The 19,300-nt window shown below is 71.4% G+C and carries 11 protein-coding genes and 1 pseudogene; 8 read left to right on the plus strand and 4 right to left on the minus strand.

Annotation, left to right across the window (positions count from 1 at the left end):
- The first annotated feature begins 151 nt into the window (after positions 1-151).
- Positions 152-1,156, plus strand: a complete 1,005-nt coding sequence (locus ACIQ6Y_RS05290) for an acetylxylan esterase (protein WP_404033156.1) — start codon at positions 152-154, stop codon at positions 1,154-1,156.
- Here ACIQ6Y_RS05290 and ACIQ6Y_RS05295 read toward each other — a convergent pair.
- The 3 genes from ACIQ6Y_RS05295 to acnA all read right to left on the minus strand — a co-directional run bounded on the left by ACIQ6Y_RS05295 (position 1,137) and on the right by acnA (position 8,783).
- Positions 1,137-4,403, minus strand: a complete 3,267-nt coding sequence (locus tag ACIQ6Y_RS05295) for a GH92 family glycosyl hydrolase (protein ID WP_404033158.1) — start codon at positions 4,401-4,403, stop codon at positions 1,137-1,139. The two genes, ACIQ6Y_RS05290 and ACIQ6Y_RS05295, sit on opposite strands and share 20 nt — an antisense overlap.
- A gap of 384 nt (positions 4,404-4,787) precedes the next feature.
- The gene (locus ACIQ6Y_RS05300) at positions 4,788-5,843 is read right to left on the minus strand and encodes a lytic polysaccharide monooxygenase (protein ID WP_404033161.1); all 1,056 of its coding nucleotides are present in this window, start codon (positions 5,841-5,843) and stop codon (positions 4,788-4,790) included.
- 222 nt (positions 5,844-6,065) lie between these two features.
- A complete protein-coding gene (gene acnA / locus ACIQ6Y_RS05305; RefSeq protein ID WP_404033163.1) occupies positions 6,066-8,783 on the minus strand; it encodes an aconitate hydratase AcnA in 2,718 nt (905 codons plus the stop codon).
- Between the two features lie 226 nt (positions 8,784-9,009).
- Between acnA and ACIQ6Y_RS05310 the strand changes: the two genes are divergently transcribed.
- The 7 genes and pseudogenes from ACIQ6Y_RS05310 to ACIQ6Y_RS05340 all read left to right on the plus strand — a co-directional run bounded on the left by ACIQ6Y_RS05310 (position 9,010) and on the right by ACIQ6Y_RS05340 (position 17,387).
- Positions 9,010-9,642, plus strand: a complete 633-nt coding sequence (locus tag ACIQ6Y_RS05310; RefSeq protein WP_404033166.1) for a hypothetical protein — start codon at positions 9,010-9,012, stop codon at positions 9,640-9,642.
- A gap of 45 nt (positions 9,643-9,687) precedes the next feature.
- Positions 9,688-9,885: a DUF4236 domain-containing protein gene (locus ACIQ6Y_RS05315; protein WP_404033169.1), complete on the plus strand. Its 198-nt coding sequence runs from the start codon at positions 9,688-9,690 to the stop codon at positions 9,883-9,885.
- 64 nt (positions 9,886-9,949) lie between these two features.
- The gene (locus ACIQ6Y_RS05320; protein ID WP_404033171.1) at positions 9,950-11,479 is read left to right on the plus strand and encodes a helix-turn-helix domain-containing protein; all 1,530 of its coding nucleotides are present in this window, start codon (positions 9,950-9,952) and stop codon (positions 11,477-11,479) included.
- 284 nt (positions 11,480-11,763) lie between these two features.
- Positions 11,764-12,156: a hypothetical protein gene (locus ACIQ6Y_RS05325; RefSeq protein WP_404033173.1), complete on the plus strand. Its 393-nt coding sequence runs from the start codon at positions 11,764-11,766 to the stop codon at positions 12,154-12,156.
- Positions 12,153-12,698 (plus strand): annotated as a pseudogene (locus tag ACIQ6Y_RS05330) (nucleotidyl transferase AbiEii/AbiGii toxin family protein); the annotation flags it as partial. The gene ACIQ6Y_RS05325 and the pseudogene ACIQ6Y_RS05330, both read left to right, overlap by 4 nt.
- A gap of 396 nt (positions 12,699-13,094) precedes the next feature.
- Positions 13,095-13,478 carry a hypothetical protein gene (locus ACIQ6Y_RS05335; protein ID WP_404033176.1) on the plus strand — a complete coding sequence of 128 codons (384 nt, stop codon included), beginning with the start codon at positions 13,095-13,097 and terminating at the stop codon, positions 13,476-13,478.
- Positions 13,479-13,484: 6 nt separating this feature from the next.
- The gene (locus ACIQ6Y_RS05340; RefSeq protein WP_404033179.1) at positions 13,485-17,387 is read left to right on the plus strand and encodes an AAA domain-containing protein; all 3,903 of its coding nucleotides are present in this window, start codon (positions 13,485-13,487) and stop codon (positions 17,385-17,387) included.
- Positions 17,388-17,435: 48 nt separating this feature from the next.
- Here ACIQ6Y_RS05340 and ACIQ6Y_RS05345 read toward each other — a convergent pair whose 3' ends face one another.
- Positions 17,436-18,491 carry a beta family protein gene (locus ACIQ6Y_RS05345; RefSeq protein WP_404033181.1) on the minus strand — a complete coding sequence of 352 codons (1,056 nt, stop codon included), beginning with the start codon at positions 18,489-18,491 and terminating at the stop codon, positions 17,436-17,438.
- Positions 18,492-19,300 lie beyond the last annotated feature (809 nt).

Consider the following 19,300-nt stretch of genomic DNA (forward strand, 5'->3'; position numbering starts at 1 on the left):
GAGTCGTGCCAGCAACTTTGCGGCGAGGTTAGGTGGGGGTGTAATGGCTGTCAATGGGGCGTGCAGGCAAGGCGATTGAGGTACAGGTCGCCTTGGCGGACGCCTGAGGCGCGAAACATTCTGACGAACGTACGCAACGATCGGAGGGGCTGTGCCCGCGTTCGACCTGCCGCTCGAGGAACTCGAGCGCTATCGCCCCCTGCCCGACGAGCCGGCCGACTTCGACGCGTTCTGGCACGGCACGCTCCAGGAGGCGGCCGCTGCCGAAGTCCTGGTGGAGGCGCGTCCGGTGGCGACCGGGCTGCGGCTCACCGAGACCTGGGACGTGTCGTTCCGGGGCTTCGCCGGGGACCCGGTGCGGGCCTGGTTCAGCCGGCCGGCCGGGGTGCCCGGGCCGCTGCCGGCCGTCGTCGAGTACGCCGGCTACGGGCGCGGCCGCGGCCTGCCGCACGAGCGGCTGACCTGGGTGAACGCCGGGTACGCGCATCTGCTGATGGACAACCGCGGCCAGGGCGACCAGTACGGCAGCGGAGGCGCCACCCCGGACCCGCACGCAAAGTCACCCGGCGGTCCGGGCCCGGCCGTGCGCGGCATCGGGGACCCGCGGGACTACCACTACCGGCGGCTGATCACCGACGCGGTGCGCGCGGTGGCCGCCGTGCGCGCGCTGCCGGGCGTGGACGCCTCCCGGGTCGCGGCTGTCGGCAACAGTCAGGGCGGCGGCCTCGCCCTGGCCGTCGCAGGCCTGCTGCCCGACCTGGCGGCGGTGCTGGTGAGCGCGCCCTTCCTGTGCGGCATCCGGCGCGCGCTCGACCTCACCGACGCCCCGCCGTACGGCGAGATCACCGCGTACCTCTCGGTCCACCGCGGCGTCGAGGCGGCCGCCCACCGCACGCTGGCCTATGTCGAGGGTGTCTCCTTCGCGCGCCGCGCCCACGCCCCGGCGCACTTCGGGGTCGGCCTGCGCGACACGGTGTGCCCGCCGAGCGGGGCGTACGCCGCCTTCCACCGCTACGGCGAACTGAGCGACGCGGACCCCCTGAAGGAGATCCGCGCCTATCCCTACAACGGCCACGAAGGCGGCGACGCGGTGCATGTCCGCCGGCAGCTCGACTGGCTGGCGCAGGTGCTGCCGGTCAGCCCACGGCCAGCGTGAACACGTGCAGGTCGCCGTTGCGCGGCAGGGTCACACTGCGCACGGTCTTGCCCTCGGGCGCCCGGAACGGGCGGGTGGCGAACACATAGGTGGCCACCGGGTCACGGTCGGCGCCCGCGACATTGCGGTACGCGGTCCGCGCGACGACCGTGTTGCCGTACCTCACGCTGCCGCCTCCTCCGCCCAACGTCCAGTCCGTGAAGGCGAGTTCGGCCGTGTCGGTGCTGCCGTCGGTGTAGGTGACGGTGGCCTCGGCCTGCTGGTCGCCGTTGACCGCGCTGCCGATGAAGGACAACGCCGTGGCGGGCTCGTCGAGCCGGATCGTCTGCCCTGCGCCGGTGGCGTTGTCGGGGCGCCCGGCCGGGGAGGCGGGCCAGGTGAAGGACAGCCCGGCCACCTCGCCCCGCCCGCCGGGGGTGAGCCCGGCCGCGGCAAGCGCCTGGCGTGAGTAGCTCCAGCCGCCGCCGTCGTAGTCGGCCTCGTCGTGGTCGCCGCCGTCGTCGGAGACGCCCGTGCTGTCGTAGGCGGCGAGGAGGCTGCCCGGCACGGCCACGGTCAGGGCCACCGGCTGCTCGTACGAGGTGTCGCCGGAGGTCACGGTGACCCTGACCTCGTAGAAGCCGGGCGCGAGGCCCTCGGCGGCGCCCAGCGTGATGCGCTGCGAGCCGTCGGAGACGGTGCCCTCGGCGGGGGTCGCCGTGATGCCGTCGGGCGTGCCGACGCGGAAGCGGACCTCGGGGCCCGGGCCGCCGCTCAGGGACAGGGCACGGACGCCGACCTCGGTGCGCGCGCCGGGTGCCAGCCGCGCGGCCGTCGGACCGACACCGATCTGGTACGGCTGCTCGCCCTCGCGGAAGGACGGCGGGGGCTCTGCCGCACCCCAGGCCGGGTCGGGCGTGGCGGACAGGGTGAAGTCGAGCCGGCCGCCGTCCCGCACGAAGGACGCGGGCAGCCAAGCCCGGTCGCTGCTGCGGCCGTTGACGCGCAGCGCATGGACGTACGGTGTGCCGGCGGCGGCCCCGTCCGCGCGGATCGAGATGTCGTTGCCGTACGGCCGCTCGATCTCGACCCTCTCGAACAGCGGCGAGGCGAGGACCAGTTCGGCCCGGGACGGCACCTGCGGGTACAGGCCGAGCGCGGAGAAGACGTACCAGGACGACATGGCGCCGAGGTCGTCGTTGCCGGGGATGCCGCCGGGCGCAGTGGACCACAGGGCGCGCATCGCCGCGCGGACCGTCTCCTGCGTCTTGTGCGGGGCGCCCGCGTAGGCGTACAGGTAGGGGACGTTGATCGACGGCTCGTTGTCCAGCTCGGCCTTCTCGCCGCCGCCCCCGGTGAAGGCCCAGCTGCCGTCGGCGTGGTGGAAGAAGGCGTCGAGACGCTCGACCGCCCGCGCGCGGCCGCCCATCGCGGCGAACAGCCCGGCCGGGTTGTGCGGGACCATCCAGGTGTACTGGGCGGCCGTGCCCTCGACGAAGCCGTTGCCGGTGGCCGGGGTGAAGCCGGTGACCCAGCTGCCGTCGGCCTTGCGGTTGGCGATGTAGCCGGCGTCCTCGGTCGCGGCGATGTCGAAGTTGTTCTGCCACCACTGCGCGCGCCGGGCGAACACTTTGGCCGTGTCCTTCTCCCCCGCCGCGCGGGCCAGTTGGGCGAGCGCGAAGTCGGCGCCTGACATCTCCAGGGTCTCGGCGGCCCCGCCCCAGGCGTTGGAGACGGACGGCATGTAGTGGTGCGCCAAGTACTTGTCCAGGGAGGGCCGTTGCCCGACGGACAGCACCGGTTTGCCGGCCGGGGACAGGTCCTTGTCGGTCGGCACGGTCGCGGCGCGCACGAGGGAGCCGAGCGCGCCCCGCAGATCGAAGCGGGTGCCGCCGAAGGCGTGGATCCCGGCCAGGGCGATCGGGGACGGGTCGCCGTTCATGACGTGGGTGCCGCTCGCGCCGTGCAGCCAGCGGTCCCAGACGCCGCCGTTCTGCCGGGCCAGCGTGTAGAGCGACTGCGCGATGTCCGATCCGGTGTCCGGCTCCAGGAGTGTCAGCAGCTGCACCTGGTCGCGGTAGACGTCCCAGCCGGAGAAGGTGCCGTACTGGGCCCGGTGGCCGGGCCGGACCCGGTGCACCTCGCCGTCGGCGCCCCGGTAGCGGCGGTCGGCGTCGCTGATGACGTTCGGGTGCAGCAGACAGTGGTAGAGGGCGGTGTAGAAGGTGGTGCGCTCGGCGTCGGTGCCGCCGCCGACCCGGATCGCGTCCAGCCGGTCCCGCCAGGCCCGGCGGGCGGCTGCGGTGACGTCGTCGAAGGAGCGGCCGGGCCAGTTCTCCGCGGCCAGGTTGACCTCGGCACCGGCCCGGCTGACGTAGGAGATGCCGACCTTGACCTGCACGGGCCCGGAACCGGGCGCGAACTCCACATAGCCCCCGGCGCCCTTGCCGGCCACGGGCCGCCCGCCGTCGGCGAACCCGCCGGTGCCGCCGGTGGCCCGGGTGGAGCCGGGGTCGAGACGGTCGTCCCGCCAGGTGCCGTGCGCGGCGAAGGGGCGGTCGAAGCGGGCGGTGAAGTGCAGCGTGTAGTAGGCGCGCCGGCCTTCGGGGTCGAGGTAGCCGCAGAAGTTGCCGGAGGTGACCGAGCCGGAGACGGTACGGGCCTCCGGATCGATCTCGACCGTCGAATCGGCCGACCCCACCTGGGAGTTGGCCGTACGGAACAGCAGGGAGGCGGGCTCGCCGTCCGGGTAGGTGAAGCGGGCCGAGCCGGTGCGCGCGGTCGCGGTCAGGTCGGCGGTGACGCCGGAGTCGAGGCCGACCTTGTAGTGGCCGGGCTCGGCGGTCTCGTCGGCGTGGCTGAACCCGGAGGCGTAGACGGCGTCCTTGGTGTCGCTCGCGGGCGAGGAGGTGACGTGGCCCGCGTACGGGAAGAGGGGGATGTCCCCGCTGCCGCCCGCACAGCCCGTGCCGGACATATGGGTGAGGCTGAAGCCCCGGATACGGGTGGCGTCGTAGTGGTAGCCGCCGGGCGCGGCCGTGCGCGTGGCGTCGCCGCGGGTGTTCTCGGGGCTGAAGGAGAACATGCCGAACGGGGTGACGGCGCCGGGGAAGACATTGCCGCCGTTCCTGGTGCCGATGAGCGGGTCGACGTACGGGGTGGGGTCCCGGACGAGGGCGGGTGCCTCGGCGGACACCGCGAGAGCGGGCGGGGCGCCGGACATCGCGAGCACGACGGCCAGCAGCAGGGACGTAGGACGGAAACGCATGACGCGGCCCCTCCTCCTTCGGACGGGTCGCGCACCACGGGTCGCACAAGCCGCAGGGACAGTAGCGTGCGCCACGGCCGTCATGGAAGACCGCGTTCCGTGGCGCGTCGCGCGGCCGGGTCACCCGCACGGGCGACTCTGCGGGCGGCCGACCGGCCAACTGGTCATCCGGCCAGGCGGGTTGACATCGTTGTCCGTTGAGGCGGTAGAGTCATGTATAGACCAATCGACAACGTTGTCGTGCATGCGGGTCGAGACAAGCCATCGCACCATCGGACGGGCGCCCCCTCCCCTCGGGCCCGTCCGACTCGCGGACCCGGTGACCATGATTCGGCCACCGGGTCCGCCCGGAGCGCCTGGAGAACGCGAGTGGAGCGCCTCAGGTCAGCCGACCCGGCAGGGCAGGGACGCCGTGGCGTCTCCCCCGTCACCGGTGACGACGTAGCCGAAGGTCGTGCTCTGCCCCGGGGCGAGCGAGCCGTTCCAGCCGGCGTTGTGGACCATCACCGACTGCCCGGTGTAGGTGGGTGCGCCGTTCCAGAGGCTGTCGACCTTCTGGCCGCTCGGCAGCGTCCAGTCGACCATCCAGCCGAGCATCGGCACGTCCCCGGTGTTGGTGACGGTGACCTCGGACTGGTAGCCGCCCGACCAGGTGCCTGTGGTGCGGCGCGTCGCCGCGCAGGTGCCGGGCACGGGCTCGGTGGGGTTGCCCGGTTCGTGAATGCCCGTCACCTCGCCGTTGCCGCCGTCGAAGACGACGTCCGAGCAGGAGTAGAAGGTCTCCTGACTGTCGGAGCGCTGCCACACCATGTAGATGATGTGGCGCCCCGACTTGCCGTCCGGGAGCTTGCCGGTCCAGGAGTAGTTGGCCTCGACCGTGCCCGGGGAGCCGTCCAGCGGCGGGTGGTCGACGGTGAGGAAGGGCTGGTCCTCGACGGCGTCCCAGGTGAGGGCCCGCGTCGGGTCGAAGCCGTCCTTGGTGACGTACACGCGGAACCAGCCCGGGTGCGCGGCCCAGGCGTTGTAGGAGAAGTCGATGGTCGCGCCCGAGGTGAGGTGGGTGAGCGGCCAGTCACCGCGCGGGGCGTTGAAGCCGGTGAAGTGGGGATTCCCGCCACTGCACAGCTCACCGTCCGGCACGAAGCCGCGGGTGCGGCCGGCGCCGTCCGAGCGCAGTACGGAGAACCAGTTGTAGAACGGCGTCGTACCGCTGACCTGCTGCGCCGCCCCGCAGGCCGGGTTGACGGGCTTGATCTCCCCGGTGTCGGTGAGCCCGTCCTGCCAGCACAGGAAGGTTCGGCTGCCGGGTTTCATGGGCGTGCCGTGCGCCTCGGCCTCGCCGCCGGTGGAGACGATCAGGGCGAGGGCGGGGATCGCGGCGAGGAGGGAGAGGAGCACCAGTGCGAGCGCTCCGAGTCTGGGTGGATGTGTTATGCGCATGACAGACTTACGTCCCTTCGGTGTGGGGTGTGAGGAACGTCGGCTGTGGAGGGTGGGGGGAGCGCGCCCGGGGCAGGTTCCGGTCCACCGCGTGGGAGCGCTCCCACCCACATGCGGAAGGTAGCGCCGAGTGGTTGAGATGTAAACGCCTTGCGCGAAGGGCCGCACCCCCCGAAGGGGATGCGGCCCTCAAGTGCCCTGCTGTGCCGCTTACCCGACCGCTTACTTGCGGATCAGGCTGCGCAGCACGTACTGCATGATGCCGCCGTTGCGGTAGTAGTCCGCCTCGCCGGGGGTGTCGATGCGGACGACCGCGTCGAACTCGACGCCGGTGTCGGTGGTGACCTTCACCGTGCGGGGGGTACGGCCCTCGTTGAGCTCCTCGACGCCGGTGAAGGAGAAGGTCTCCTCGCCGGTCAGGCCGAGGGAGGCCGCCGAAGCGCCCTCGGGGAACTGCAGCGGGAGGACGCCCATGCCGATGAGGTTGGAGCGGTGGATGCGCTCGTAGGACTCGGCGATGACGGCCTTGACGCCCAGGAGCGCGGTGCCCTTGGCGGCCCAGTCGCGGGACGAGCCGGAGCCGTACTCCTTGCCGGCCAGGACGACCAGCGGGATGCCGGCGGCCTGGTAGTTCTGCGAGGCGTCGTAGATGAAGGAGACGGGCCCGCCGTCCTGCGTGAAGTCGCGGGTGTAGCCGCCCTCGGTGCCCGGCGCGATCTGGTTGCGCAGGCGGATGTTGGCGAACGTACCGCGGATCATGACCTCGTGGTTGCCGCGGCGCGAGCCGTAGCTGTTGAAGTCGCGGCGCTCGACGCCGTGCTCCGTGAGGTACTTGCCGGCCGGGGTGTCGGCCTTGATGGCGCCGGCGGGCGAGATGTGGTCCGTCGTCACCGAGTCGCCGAGCTTGGCCAGGACGCGGGCGCCCGTGATGTCGGAGACCGGGGTGGTCTCCATCGTCATGCCCTCGAAGTACGGGGGCTTGCGGACGTACGTCGACTGCGGGTCCCACTCGAAGGTGTTGCCGGTCGGGATCGGCAGCGCCTGCCACTGGGCGTCGCCGGCGAAGACGTCGGAGTAGGACTTGTTGAACATGTCCTCGCCGATGGCGTTCGCCACGACGTCGTTGACCTCGGCCTCGGAGGGCCAGATGTCCTTGAGGTAGACCGGGTTGCCGTCCTGGTCGATGCCCAGGGCGTCCTTGGTGATGTCCACCTTCATGGAGCCGGCGAGGGCGTACGCGACGACCAGCGGCGGGGACGCCAGGTAGTTCATCTTGACGTCGGGGTTGATACGGCCCTCGAAGTTCCGGTTGCCGGAGAGGACCGAGGTCACGGCCAGGTCGTGGTCGTTGACGGCCTTGGAGACCTCCTCCGGCAGCGGGCCGGAGTTGCCGATGCAGGTGGTGCAGCCGTAGCCGACGAGGTTGAAGCCGACCTTGTCGAGGTACGGGGTCAGACCGGCCTTGTCGAAGTAGTCGGTGACGACCTTCGAACCCGGGGCGAGGGTGGTCTTGACCCACGGCTTGCGGGTCAGGCCCTTCTCCACGGCCTTCTTCGCGACGAGCGCGGCGGCGACCATGACGTACGGGTTGGAGGTGTTGGTGCAGGAGGTGATGGCCGCGACCGTCACCGCACCGTGGTCGATCTCGTACGTCGAGCCGTCGGGGGCGGTCACGGTGACCGGGTTGGACGGGGCGCCGTTGGGGTGGATGGCCGGGGCGTCGGAGGCCGGGAAGGACTCCTGGCCCGCCTCGTCCACGGTGTCGACGTAGTTGCGGACGTCCTGCTTGAACTGCTCGGCGGCGTTCGCGAGGACGATGCGGTCCTGCGGGCGCTTCGGGCCGGCGATGGACGGGACGACCGTGGAGAGGTCCAGCTCGAGCTTCTCGGAGAAGTCCGGCTCGGCCTTCGGGTCCAGCCAGAGGCCCTGCTCCTTGGCGTACGCCTCGACGAGCGCGACCTGCTTCGCGGGGCGGCCGGTCAGGCGCAGGTAGTTCAGGGTCTCGTCGTCGATCGGGAAGATCGCGGCGGTGGAGCCGAACTCCGGCGACATGTTGCCGATGGTGGCGCGGTTGGCCAGGGAGGTGGCGGCCACGCCCTCGCCGTAGAACTCGACGAACTTGCCGACGACGCCGTGCTTGCGCAGCATCTCGGTGATCGTGAGCACCAGGTCGGTGGCGGTGGTGCCGGTGGGCAGCTCGCCGGTGAGCTTGAAGCCGACGACGCGCGGGATCAGCATGGAGACCGGCTGGCCGAGCATCGCGGCCTCGGCCTCGATGCCGCCGACGCCCCAGCCGAGCACACCGAGACCGTTGACCATGGTGGTGTGCGAGTCGGTGCCGACGAGGGTGTCGGGGTACGCCTGGCCATTACGGACCATGACCGTGCGGGCCAGGTGCTCGATGTTCACCTGGTGGACGATGCCGGTGCCCGGGGGGACGACCTTGAACTCGTCGAACGCGGTCTGGCCCCAGCGCAGGAACTGGTAGCGCTCCTTGTTGCGGCCGTACTCCAGCTCGACGTTCTGGCCGAAGGCGTCCGCGGTGCCGAACTTGTCGGCGATGACGGAGTGGTCGATGACCAGCTCGGCCGGGGCCAGCGGGTTGATCTTCGCCGGGTCACCGCCGAGGGCCTTCACGGCCTCACGCATGGTGGCGAGGTCCACCACGCAGGGCACGCCGGTGAAGTCCTGCATGATCACGCGGGCCGGCGTGAACTGGATCTCCTGCGACGGCTGGGCCTGGGAGTCCCAGCTGCCGAGGGCACGGATGTGGTCGGCGGTGATGTTCGCGCCGTCCTCGGTGCGGAGGAGGTTCTCCAGCAGGACCTTCAGGCTGTAGGGAAGGCGCGCGGAGCCCTCGACCTTGTCCAGCCGGAAGATCTCGTACGAGTCGTCGCCCACCTGCAGCGTGCTGCGGGCGTCGAAGCTGTTCGCCGACACGACAGTCTCCTTCATTGATGTGCGCGTACCACCGCATCCTGCCGCCACGCCGGCTTGGCCGATCGGCTAAGGTAAGGCTAAGTTAGGTAACCCTTACTCGTCCGGCGGCTGCGGTGCGCCTCGGCAGATATCTCGATGTCGAGATAACTCTAGTACATGGGGGCGGGATGGTCATGCCCTGCCCCGGCGTGGTGTGCGTCCGGGCCCTGTGGTGTGCTCCACATCCATGGACCCCGCCGACAGCTCCCACCCCCTGCCCAGAGGCCTGTGGCCCTCGCTGCGCGCGCACTACGCGCTGCTCGACCCTCAGGAGCAGGAACCGCCGGAGCGGCTGGCCACCGTCAGAGCGGTGTACGACCACCCCGTCACCCGGGACGGAGTCCCCTACACCGGCATCGCCTTCGACTGCCGCCGCGATCCGGAGCGCGGAGTCGGCGCCATCATGCACGGCGACCGGGTCGTCCACCTGGGCGGCGCCGAGGTCGCGGCGCAGGCCGGGATCGCCGAGCGGGACGCCGCGGACCCGCGGACCGGGCTGGACGAGGCACTGATCGGGCACTGGAGCACCGACGCCTTCGACTACGGCGTGATGGAGTGCTCCGACCTCGAACTGCGGGCCGACGGCACGGGCTGGGGCAGCGTGTCCAACGCCTTCGCGGAGGACGTGGGGCTCCTGACCTGGCGCTGCCCGGAGCCGGGGGTGCTGGAACTGCTGGAACTGCGCCCGGAGGGCGAGGACGTGACACGGCACCGGTACACCGTCGGACCGGCCGTGCCGGTGCACTCGGCCGAGCCGGTGATGTCGGTCACGTTCGAGGAGCCGGTGCTCTTCGGCCATCAATACGGCAAGTGGGGGTAGTCGAAGAGGCACAGACGTCACGACGACCCTGAACGGGAGGCGGACGTGCCCCTGACGTTCCGTAAGAGTTTCCGGATACTTCCCGGCGTGCGGCTGAACATCAACCGCCGCTCCTGGTCCATCACCACGGGCGGCCGACACGGCCCGCGCCACACGCACAGCAGCACCGGACGTCGAACGACATCGGTGGATTTGCCCGGACCTTTCGGCTGGCGACGCACCCGCTCCGCCAGGCGTCATTGACGAGGTGTCACCCGCACGGACCCCCCGGCGGGCGTCATCTCATATCTGAGATAGCCTCAACCTCATGGCAGACGACTACCTCGTACGCATCGGCAGGCTCATCCGTGACGCCCGGCAGCACCGGGGCTGGACGCAGACGCAGCTCGCCGAGGCGCTCGGAACCAGCCAGAGCGCCGTCAACCGCATCGAGCGCGGCAACCAGAACATCAGCCTTGAGATGATCGCTCGTATCGGTGAAGCCCTCGACAGTGAAATCGTCTCTCTGGGCTACGCCGGCCCGATGCACCTGAGGGTGGTCGGCGGACGTCGGCTGTCCGGCGCCATCGACGTCAAGACCAGCAAGAACGCCTGCGTCGCCCTGCTGTGCGCCTCGCTGCTCAACAAGGGCCGCACCGTGCTGCGCAGGGTCGCCCGCATCGAGGAGGTGTACCGCCTGCTGGAGGTGCTCAACTCCATCGGCGTGCGCACCCGCTGGATCAACGACGGTGTCGACCTGGAGATCGTGCCGCCGGCCGGCCTCGACATGGACGCGATCGACGCGGAGGCGGCCGTCCGCACCCGGTCCATCATCATGTTCCTCGGCCCGCTGCTGCACCGCATGGACCGCTTCAAGCTGCCCTACGCCGGCGGCTGCGACCTCGGCACCCGTACCATCGAGCCGCACATGATCGCGCTGCGCCGGTTCGGCCTGGACGTGGCGGCGACGGAGGGCCACTACCACGCGGTGGTGGACCGGGTCGTCCGCCCGGACCGCCCGATCGTGCTGACCGAGCGCGGCGACACCGTGACCGAGAACGCGCTGCTGGCGGCGGCCCGCCACGACGGCGTGACGGTCATCCGCAACGCCTCCTCCAACTACATGGTCCAGGACCTGTGCTTCTTCCTGGAGGCGCTCGGCGTCAAGGTCGAGGGCATCGGCACGACGACCCTGACCGTGCACGGCGTGCCGACCATCGACGTGGACGTGGACTACTCGCCCTCCGAGGACCCGGTCGAGGCGATGAGCCTGCTGGCCGCGGCCGTGGTGACGGAGTCGGAGCTGACGGTCCGCCGGGTCCCCATCGAGTTCCTGGAGATCGAGCTGGCAGTCCTGGAGGAGATGGGCCTCGACCACGACCGCACGCCCGAGTACGTCGCCGACAACGGCCGCACCCGGCTGGTCGACCTCACGGTCCGCCCCTCCAAGCTGGAGGCGCCGATCGACAAGATCCACCCCATGCCGTTCCCCGGCCTGAACATCGACAACGTCCCGTTCTTCGCGGCCATCGCGGCGGTCGCCTCCGGCAAGACCCTCATCCACGACTGGGTCTACGACAACCGCGCCATCTACCTCACGGACCTCAACCGCCTCGGCGGCCGCCTCCAACTCCTCGACCCCCACCGCGTCCTGGTCGAGGGCCCCACCCGCTGGCGCGCCGCCGAGATGATGTGCCCGCCCGCCCTGCGCCCCGCCGTCGTCGTCCTCCTGGCGATGATGGCGGCCGAGGGCACGTCGGTGCTGCGCAATGTGTACGTCATCAACCGGGGGTACGAGGACCTCGCGGAGCGGCTGAACTCGATCGGGGCGCAGATCGAGATCTTCCGGGACATCTGAAGGTCTTAAGAAACAAGGCCGCTGTCCCTCCTGACCTGCGTGTATGCGAGCCAGGAGGGGTTCGGCTTCGCCACTGGGACTTCTCAGGGACTTTTGAGCCGGGACTCAGAGGCTGTCGGCCTCAGGGCTGCGGAACGGATTGCTCGGCACTCCACGTGATGCGTCACCGGAAGGGCGCCGACCTGAGCGATTCGTGGAAAAGCAGCCAGGGCAGGATCCGCTCACTGCGGACGCAAGCAGCGCATCCTGCCCCTTACCGCCCCCCCGGCCTCCATAATGGAGGCATGTCCTCCAGCCCACAGCACCCCGCACCCACGCCGAGCGGCCTCCCGGGCCCGGTCGCCGAGGACCTGGCGCTGTACCGGGAGAAGTTCCGGCGGCGTCTGCCGGACTCGTTGAACGAGTTGCACGGCCCGACCCAGGGGGTCGTGGAGCTGCCGCTGCACATGGCCTGGTCGGGGATGACCTCGTACGACATGAGCAAGTCTCGCCAGCGCATGGGCTTGTACCGCACCGTCCTGCACGAGGGCCTGCGCGACGATCTGCCCCAGTACCTCAACCGGGATCTTCTCGTCCAGCTGTGGCCGGTGCTGCGCACACTCGTCGGCCGCACCGTGCGCACCGTGTGGGAAGACGCCTTCGCCGAGCTCGCCTCCCGCACCCGGGCAGCCGCATGACGGACATGCCGGAGCTGCACACGCGGCTCCTGGCGGATGTGATTGCGCTCGGCTCGCCGTATCCCCTGGTTCTCACGGGTGGATACGCCGTGCGGGCGCACCGCCTTGTGAACCGCCCCAGCCAGGACCTCGACGTCGCCACCCAGAACCCGGCACCCATGGCCGACATCGCCGCCACACTCCGCGCCGGCCTGGAAGCCCGCGGCTGGAAGGTGCACGCGCTGGAGACCGCCCCGCTGTCCGCACGCTTCACCGTGACCGACCCGGCCACCGGGCAGGACTGCGAAGTCGACATCCTCAAAGAAATCTTCTGGCGGCCCGTCGCCCAGAGCCCGTACGGGCCCGTCCTCGCGGAGGAGGACGTGATCGGGACCAAGGTCCGCGCCCTCGCCGACCGCGGAGCGCCCCGCGACCTGATCGACGTGTACGCAGCCTCCCGCCGCTGGACCAACGCCGAGCTCGAGGAGTTCGGCCGCCGCCACGCCCGCGGCCGCTTCGAGCGCGAGGACCTGCAAGCAAACCTCACGGGCGCCGAGTGGACCAGGGGCACGTCGGCCAGACGGGACTTCTACGTCCGGCTCACCCACGGCACCGACACCGTGCGCTTCGAGGTCACCGGCACCCGCACAGAACGCTTCCCCGTCCTCTCCGACGCGGACCCGGCGCCGTGGAGTCCGGCCGGGGCCCGGTGATCGTCGCCGGGCCGGCGGGGCGGTGGGCGGTCGCCCCGCGCGAGGGTGCTCCGGGGAGGACGGGCTGGGCACGACGGTCTGGACGGAACCGACCTCCCATGAGACGTGCACGACTCGGCCATCGGCCACCGGGTTCACGCCAACGGCTGTGCCGGCCAGCCTCATTGGACTGTCACTGTCAATGCTGGGGGCTAGTGTCGTTCGCCCGGCAAGAAGCCGGTGAACCCAGGGGGAGCACGAACCACCATGCTCGAGAAACACACCGGATACCGGATTTCCGTCGTCGACGAGGACCCGCTGCGCGCCCGCAAGGACGCCCGCGAACTGCTCACCGCGCTCGCCGAGGCGGACTCCACCGCCAGTCTGGACCTGCCCGAACCCGGCGGCCTGGCGGGCTCGTTCGACAAGGGCGGCCCGTCCGTCGAAACCGTCGGCCTGCTGCTGAGCGCCGGTTCGTTCGTCGCCGCCCTCGTGCAGGTGTGGCTGGCCCGGATCCCGCAGCGCACCATCGTGGTCAAGCGGCCGGACGGGGCGGTCCTGCACGTCACCGGCAAGGAGGCCCGCGAGGACGACACACTGATCGAGCGGTTCCTCACGGACGACGGCGGCGACGGCACGACGGCGGGCTGAGCGGCGATGACCGACAACGACCGCCATGCGTTGCTCGTCGGTGTCTCCACGTACGACAGCGGGGCGTACCAGGACCTCCCGGCCGTGCGGGCCGACCTGCACTACATGCGGGCGGTCCTGGAGAACACCGAGATCGGTATGTACAACGAGTGCGCGGTGGCCGCCGAGCCGACGCGCGCGGAGATGCTGCACGCCGTCGAGACGTTCCTGGAGGCCCGGCAGGCCAGCGAGACCGCACTGCTCTACTTCAGCGGGCACGGCGAGTACTGCGAGCAGGATGGTCAGCTGTACTTCCTGACCCGGGACACCGACCCCGCCGACCTGCCGGGCACGGCCGTACCGGCGGAGTTCCTGGAGCGGATGCTCCAGTCATGCCGGGCCGCCTCCAAACTGGTCCTGCTGGACTGCTGCTCCAGCGGCTCCGTCGTCCAGGGCTGGACCGCCAAGGGCCCCGCGGCGCAACCGGACCGGCCCGCGCCGAGCACCCTGCTGCGGCCGACCGGCGTGTACTTCATCACCGCGTCCGACGCCCTCCAGGCGGCCTCCGCGATGGCGCCGCCCGGGTCGAGCCTCGGCACCTCCCGGTTCACCGGGGAGATCGTCGAAGGGCTGCGCAACGGCCGGATCAAGGACGGCGGCTGGATCACCCCGGACGACCTCTTCGACTACCTGACCGCCCAGATGACCCGCGACGGCGTCCCGGAGGAGCAGCGGCCCACCAAGTCCACGATCAGGGCCACCCGGAGCCTCCCCTTCGCCCGGTCGGTGGCCCGGCCCGTGCGCCTTCCCGCGCTCCCCCACGACGCCACTGAAACCGCCCGGCGCTCCCCCGCGCTGCTGAAGGCACGTGAACTGGCCGAGGCGGACGAACGGGACGGCGTCGACCCGCAGCGGCTGCTGCGGTACTACGCGGACTGCCTCACCGCGCAGGCGGCGGCCGGCATGCGGCCCGACCGGGACGCCGGCCGCAACACGAAGTACTTCCTGCTGGCCCAGGGCGAGGAGACCATCCAGTCGGGCCGCGGACCGCACATCGTCGCGCCCGGATCACTGCCCCGGCCCCAGGACGGGCGGTCCGGGTCGGGCAGCGAGGCGGGGACACGGCAGGAGTACTGGTACGGGTATCCGGCGATCACGCTTCCCTCGCGGGACGGCGGCCGGGGGCGGCGCGCGGCGGTGGAGCTGGCGCCGCTGCTCGTCCAGCAGATGGAGCTGGCGCCGGACGAGGACGGTCGGGACGTGCTCCGGCCCAGCGGCGTGCCGTCCCTGCACAGCGGGGTCGTCTCGGAACTTCTCGACGCGGGCGACGCCGCCGACCTGGTCGCCCGCTGGCAACCAGCGTGGCAGGAGGGCAACGACGCCCAAATGCTGCGCGCCGTGCGGGAGCTGCTGGAGGAGCTGGGCCTCCCGGAACTCGAACCGCTGGACCCGTCTGCGCTCAGCGACCGCACGGTCATGCAGGCGCTGCGGCCCGGCGCGCACAACGCGGCCGTGCTGCTGGTGCCCTCGGGCGCGGAGGCCATGGCCACCCAGGCACTGGTGGACAACCTGCTGCAGATCTCCACACGGGTCGCGCAGATTCCCGGCACCGCATTGGGCGCGCTGCTGGACGGCGGGGCCCGGCAGGCACCCGACACGACCTCGGCACCGGCGGACACGGTGACACCCGTCGCCCCGGGGCCGTGCAACGAGAGCCAGGAACAGGTGATCTCCTCGGCGATGACCCGGCCGCTGACAGTGGCGACCGGCCCGCCCGGCACGGGCAAAAGCGAGGTCGTCACAGCCGTCGTCACCACCTGCGTGGCTGCCGGGAAGTCGGTACTGGTCGCCTCGACGAACAACGAAGCCGTGAACGTCGTCGCCGAGCGCTGCGACGACATCGCGCCCGGTCTGCTGATGCGGACGGGCAACGCGGAGGCACTGGAGCGAGAGGCGGCCAAACTGGAACGGCTGCTCGCCGCACCGGCCGGAGCGCCGCGACGCGGATCGGCCACCGTGGGCGGAGAGCTGCGCACCACCCGGGGAGCGGCCGACCGGCTCCGGGCAGAAGCGGCTCGGCACGTCGGTGAGGAGACGCGGCTGCTGGAACTGCTCCGCGACCGGGAGGAGCGCGCCGCCGCCCTGGAGCTGCCCCTGTCCCTCCTCGAAGGGGCCTGGGCGGCGGACCCGGAGGGCCCCGTCCCGCTGGACCGGTGGGCAGGCCGGGCGAGGAGGGCGGCCGCGGCACGCTGGTGGCAGCTCGGGACGTGGCGGCGCGGGCGGGCGTTCGCCGCGCTGGTCGCGGCAGGGGCCGGGAAGTTTGAGGGGTCCGTACCGGCGTGGCCGACCTGGGTCACGGAACAACCGGTGTCGCCCGAACTGCTGGAGTCGCTGGCCGAAGTCGTGTCCGTGGAGCGGGACGTGCGGGAACTCGTCCGCATACACGGGGAGTGGGACGAGGACGGGCTCAAGGCGTCCCGGCTGGCAACGGCTCAGGCGCTGACCGGCCTGTCGACGGAACTGTCCCGCGCCCTGTCCGCCGAGGCCCTCGGCCGGGCGACCGGACTCATGAACCAGCGGCTCCAGGCGCTGCGCCGCCGATCCGGCTACCAGCGCAGCCAGAAGAACCTGATGACGCACATCAAGGGATGGGCCGTCAGCACCCACTCGGTGCGGCAGCTGGAACTCACCCCGAAGCTGTTCGACCTCGTCGTCATCGACGAGGCCAGCCAGTGCTCCATCCCCTCGGTGCTGCCGCTGCTCTTCCGAGCCCGTCGGGCACTGATCATCGGTGACCCCATGCAGCTCGGGCACATACCTGGCGTGTCACCGCAGCAGGAGCGGCAGGCACGGACGCGGGCCGGTCTGAGCGCGGCCCAACTGGAGCACCACCGCCTTACCTACCACGTGCACTCCTCGTACCACGCGGCCGAACAGCACGGCGAGGGCGCGCTGCTCCTCGACGAGCACTACCGCTGCCACCCGCGGATCGCGGACGTCGTCAACGGCCACTGCTACGGCGGCCGGCTGCGGGTGCTGACGGACGTGCGGCGGCAGGTACCGGCACACGACCCGGTGGAAGCGGCCGACCCGGCACCGGTGCTCGGCTGGGTCGACGTACCGTCCGGGAGCTCGGCGCGCGGCGGTGACGGGCGGTCCTGGCGCAACGCGGCGGAGGCGGAGGCCGTGCGGCGCGTGGTCGACGGACTGCTGGCGGGGCTCGAACCGGACGCGACAGTGGGGGTGGTCACGCCGTTCCGTGCGCAGAAAGAGGCACTGGCCCGGATGTGGCGGGACGACGACCGGGTCCGGGTCGGCACCGTCCACACCTTCCAGGGCGGGCAGCGCGACGTGATGGTGCTCAGCCCGGTGGCGGCGCCCAACACCCCGCCCCGGACCACGCACTGGGTCGCGAGCCAGGTCAACCTGTGGAACGTGGCGGTCACCCGGGCCAAGTCGCAGCTGATCACCGTGGGCTGCCAGGCCTTCTGGCAGGAGCAGAGCGGGCTGCCAGCCCTCCTCGCCGCGCGCTCGGCACCGCTGGGAGCGGGCGACGGCGGCACCGCGGCCGAGGCCAGCCTGCCCGGCCCGGTGAGCGAGGCGCGCGAGGACCTCGCCGACCGCCTGCAACGGTATCTGAGCGGACGGGGCGTCACCGATCTGGAGCGGGCCGTGCCGGTCGGCGGACACCCGGTGGACCTGCTGTTCACCGACGCCGGCGAGAACACGGCGGTGCTGATCGACCCGGGCCCGAGGCCCGACGAAGATCCCGCGCGGCACCTTCGGCTCACCCACGCGCGAGGCGACCTGCTCACCGGACTGCCTTCCGGGGGCCACGGGGCCAAACCCGGCCCGGTGAGCCGGACGGTGCGGGTGCCCGCCTGGCGGATCCTGGCGGGCGAGACCGCGCTGGCACCGCTGTTCGGCTGAACCCCGGACAGGGCGGCCGAGCTCGGGCGTCCGGGCCCGGCCGCCCGCTCAGCCTCCGGGCAGGCTCCGCACGACAAACGTCATGTGCTGGAGGTTGCCCGTCCGCAGCCACTCCGTGGGCCCGCCCACACCCTCGCTGACCGAGAGCGGGCCGTTCGCGCAGTCGCTCAGCCATTCCTCGCCCTGTCCGGCCCGCGCTCCCCGGAACTCGGGCAGTTCGGTGATGCGGCGGGCCGCGGCGCGGTTGACGGCGATCCGGTCGGGCCCCCGGGTCAACGTCCTGACGACGACGTACGAGCTGTCGGTGGTGTAGCGGAGCACACCCCAGGGCGGGCCGCCCTTCCTCCCGGGTGCCGGGGCCTGCGCGAGGGCACTCGGAGGCTGCACCCCGTAGTCGCCGTAACCGAGCAGCGGAGCATAGGCCCTGCCCGCGGCGCGCACCTCGTGCCACATGCGCCACTCCGCCCGCGCCTCGTCGTGTGGCCCTTCCTCCAGCATGTCGGCGCTGACCCGGGGAAAGCCTCCCCCCAGCAGAGTGGCGCTCCGCCACACCGCTAACGGCATCAGCGCGTCGAGGGCGCGCAGCGCCTCCTTGCCCGCGTCGGGCCGGTCGTCGAGGACCGCGCCCATGTCGAGCAGCAGATCCACCGGCACCTCCGGACCGGTCGTGGCCAGCAGGCCGCGGACGTCCTCCCCGAGACGGCCGTCCCACTCCCCCGTGACCCGCACCCGGACACCCAGGCCGCGCAGGCAGCGCCGAGCCGTCTCCACGGCCGCCGCCTGCTGCGCCGCGGTCCTCTCCGGCCCGGTGACCGGCCGCAGTCGCCCCAACTCGCAGTACACGGCCACCGCTTCGGCGAGGACGGCGGTCTGGGCGTCCTCGCAGAAGAGAGCGTCGATCCATCCGCCGTGACGGCTCACAGCACTCACCGGACCGACGTACTTGCCGACCACGGTGGCCAGCGTCTCCGGAGCCACCCCGGGCAACGGCGGGAGGTTCCACAACGGCCTGATCGCGGCCCGGACGTCCGGCCGGAGCCGCCGGAAGGCACCGGCCGCGTGCGGCTTCGTCGGCAGAACGGGAACATAGAGCGGTCCGGACATCGCGGCTCCCCCTCGGCACCGTCCGTGCGCATCCCTTCCCGCCAGGGTCCGTTCATCTCGCAGCAGTTGAAAAGAGGGCGATTTCGGCCCGCATGGCCGATGTGGGCAAGTGCCTGGTGAGGGTGTAATGCATGCACGATTCGTGATGTCCGGTGGTCGGGCACTCCAAGTGGACGCTGTGCAGGGGCGCGAGCGTGAACTACCGGACACTCGGTCTGACCGTGCGGAACTTCCGCACGCTGACCGACACCAACCTGCCGCTCGGGCCACTGACCGTGATGGCGGCTCGGACGCACCGGGCAAGTCCAAGGTGCTGCATGCGGGGGCACAGGTCAGGATGGCTGCGGCGGCGTCTCTCGGGTCACACAGCCACTGCTCCCAGGGGCTCACCCCTGCCCACGCGGGACGACGACATCAACCGGAAGGCCGCGCGATACGTCACCCGACTCGCGGACTTCGGGGCAGCGTCTCGCAAAGGTGGTAGAAGCGGTCAGTCGTGTACCGGGGGACGCCCCATGGCGGTCCCCGTTACTAGCAGGCGTCCGACCGCGGCGCCTCACACGACGCACCACGAACGAGGTGGCAGTGTGGGCACGTACAGCGGTACGGAGATGGCCGCCCCCTCAGCGCTGCCCATACGCGGTTGCCGTCACCGCCCTTCAGGGCGGAACCATCGACGCCTCGAGAAGGGGCCAGCGGGCCAACGCTCGCGCATACGGCACAAGTGAGACCTGCACCGAGAAGAACACCTGTAAGCACGGGGGACGGGGAAGCGAGGCTTTCCGGCCAACATCAGCGAGGCTTCTGTT

This window comes from Streptomyces sp. NPDC096205 (genome assembly GCF_044763135.1).
In the GTDB taxonomy this organism is placed as follows: Bacteria; Actinomycetota; Actinomycetes; order Streptomycetales; family Streptomycetaceae; genus Streptomyces.

Bases quoted from the DNA above. Each gene is read 5' to 3' on its own strand.
- ACIQ6Y_RS05295 (WP_404033158.1), bottom strand. From the start codon at position 4,403: ATGCGTTTCCGTCCTACGTCCCTGCTGCTGGCCGTCGTGCTCGCGATG.
- ACIQ6Y_RS05300 (WP_404033161.1), bottom strand. From the start codon at position 5,843: ATGCGCATAACACATCCACCCAGACTCGGAGCGCTCGCACTGGTGCTC.
- ACIQ6Y_RS05310 (WP_404033166.1), top strand. From the start codon at position 9,010: ATGGACCCCGCCGACAGCTCCCACCCCCTGCCCAGAGGCCTGTGGCCC.
- ACIQ6Y_RS05320 (WP_404033171.1), top strand. From the start codon at position 9,950: ATGGCAGACGACTACCTCGTACGCATCGGCAGGCTCATCCGTGACGCC.
- ACIQ6Y_RS05325 (WP_404033173.1), top strand. From the start codon at position 11,764: ATGTCCTCCAGCCCACAGCACCCCGCACCCACGCCGAGCGGCCTCCCG.
- ACIQ6Y_RS05335 (WP_404033176.1), top strand. From the start codon at position 13,095: ATGCTCGAGAAACACACCGGATACCGGATTTCCGTCGTCGACGAGGAC.
- ACIQ6Y_RS05340 (WP_404033179.1), top strand. From the start codon at position 13,485: ATGACCGACAACGACCGCCATGCGTTGCTCGTCGGTGTCTCCACGTAC.
- ACIQ6Y_RS05345 (WP_404033181.1), bottom strand. From the start codon at position 18,491: ATGTCCGGACCGCTCTATGTTCCCGTTCTGCCGACGAAGCCGCACGCG.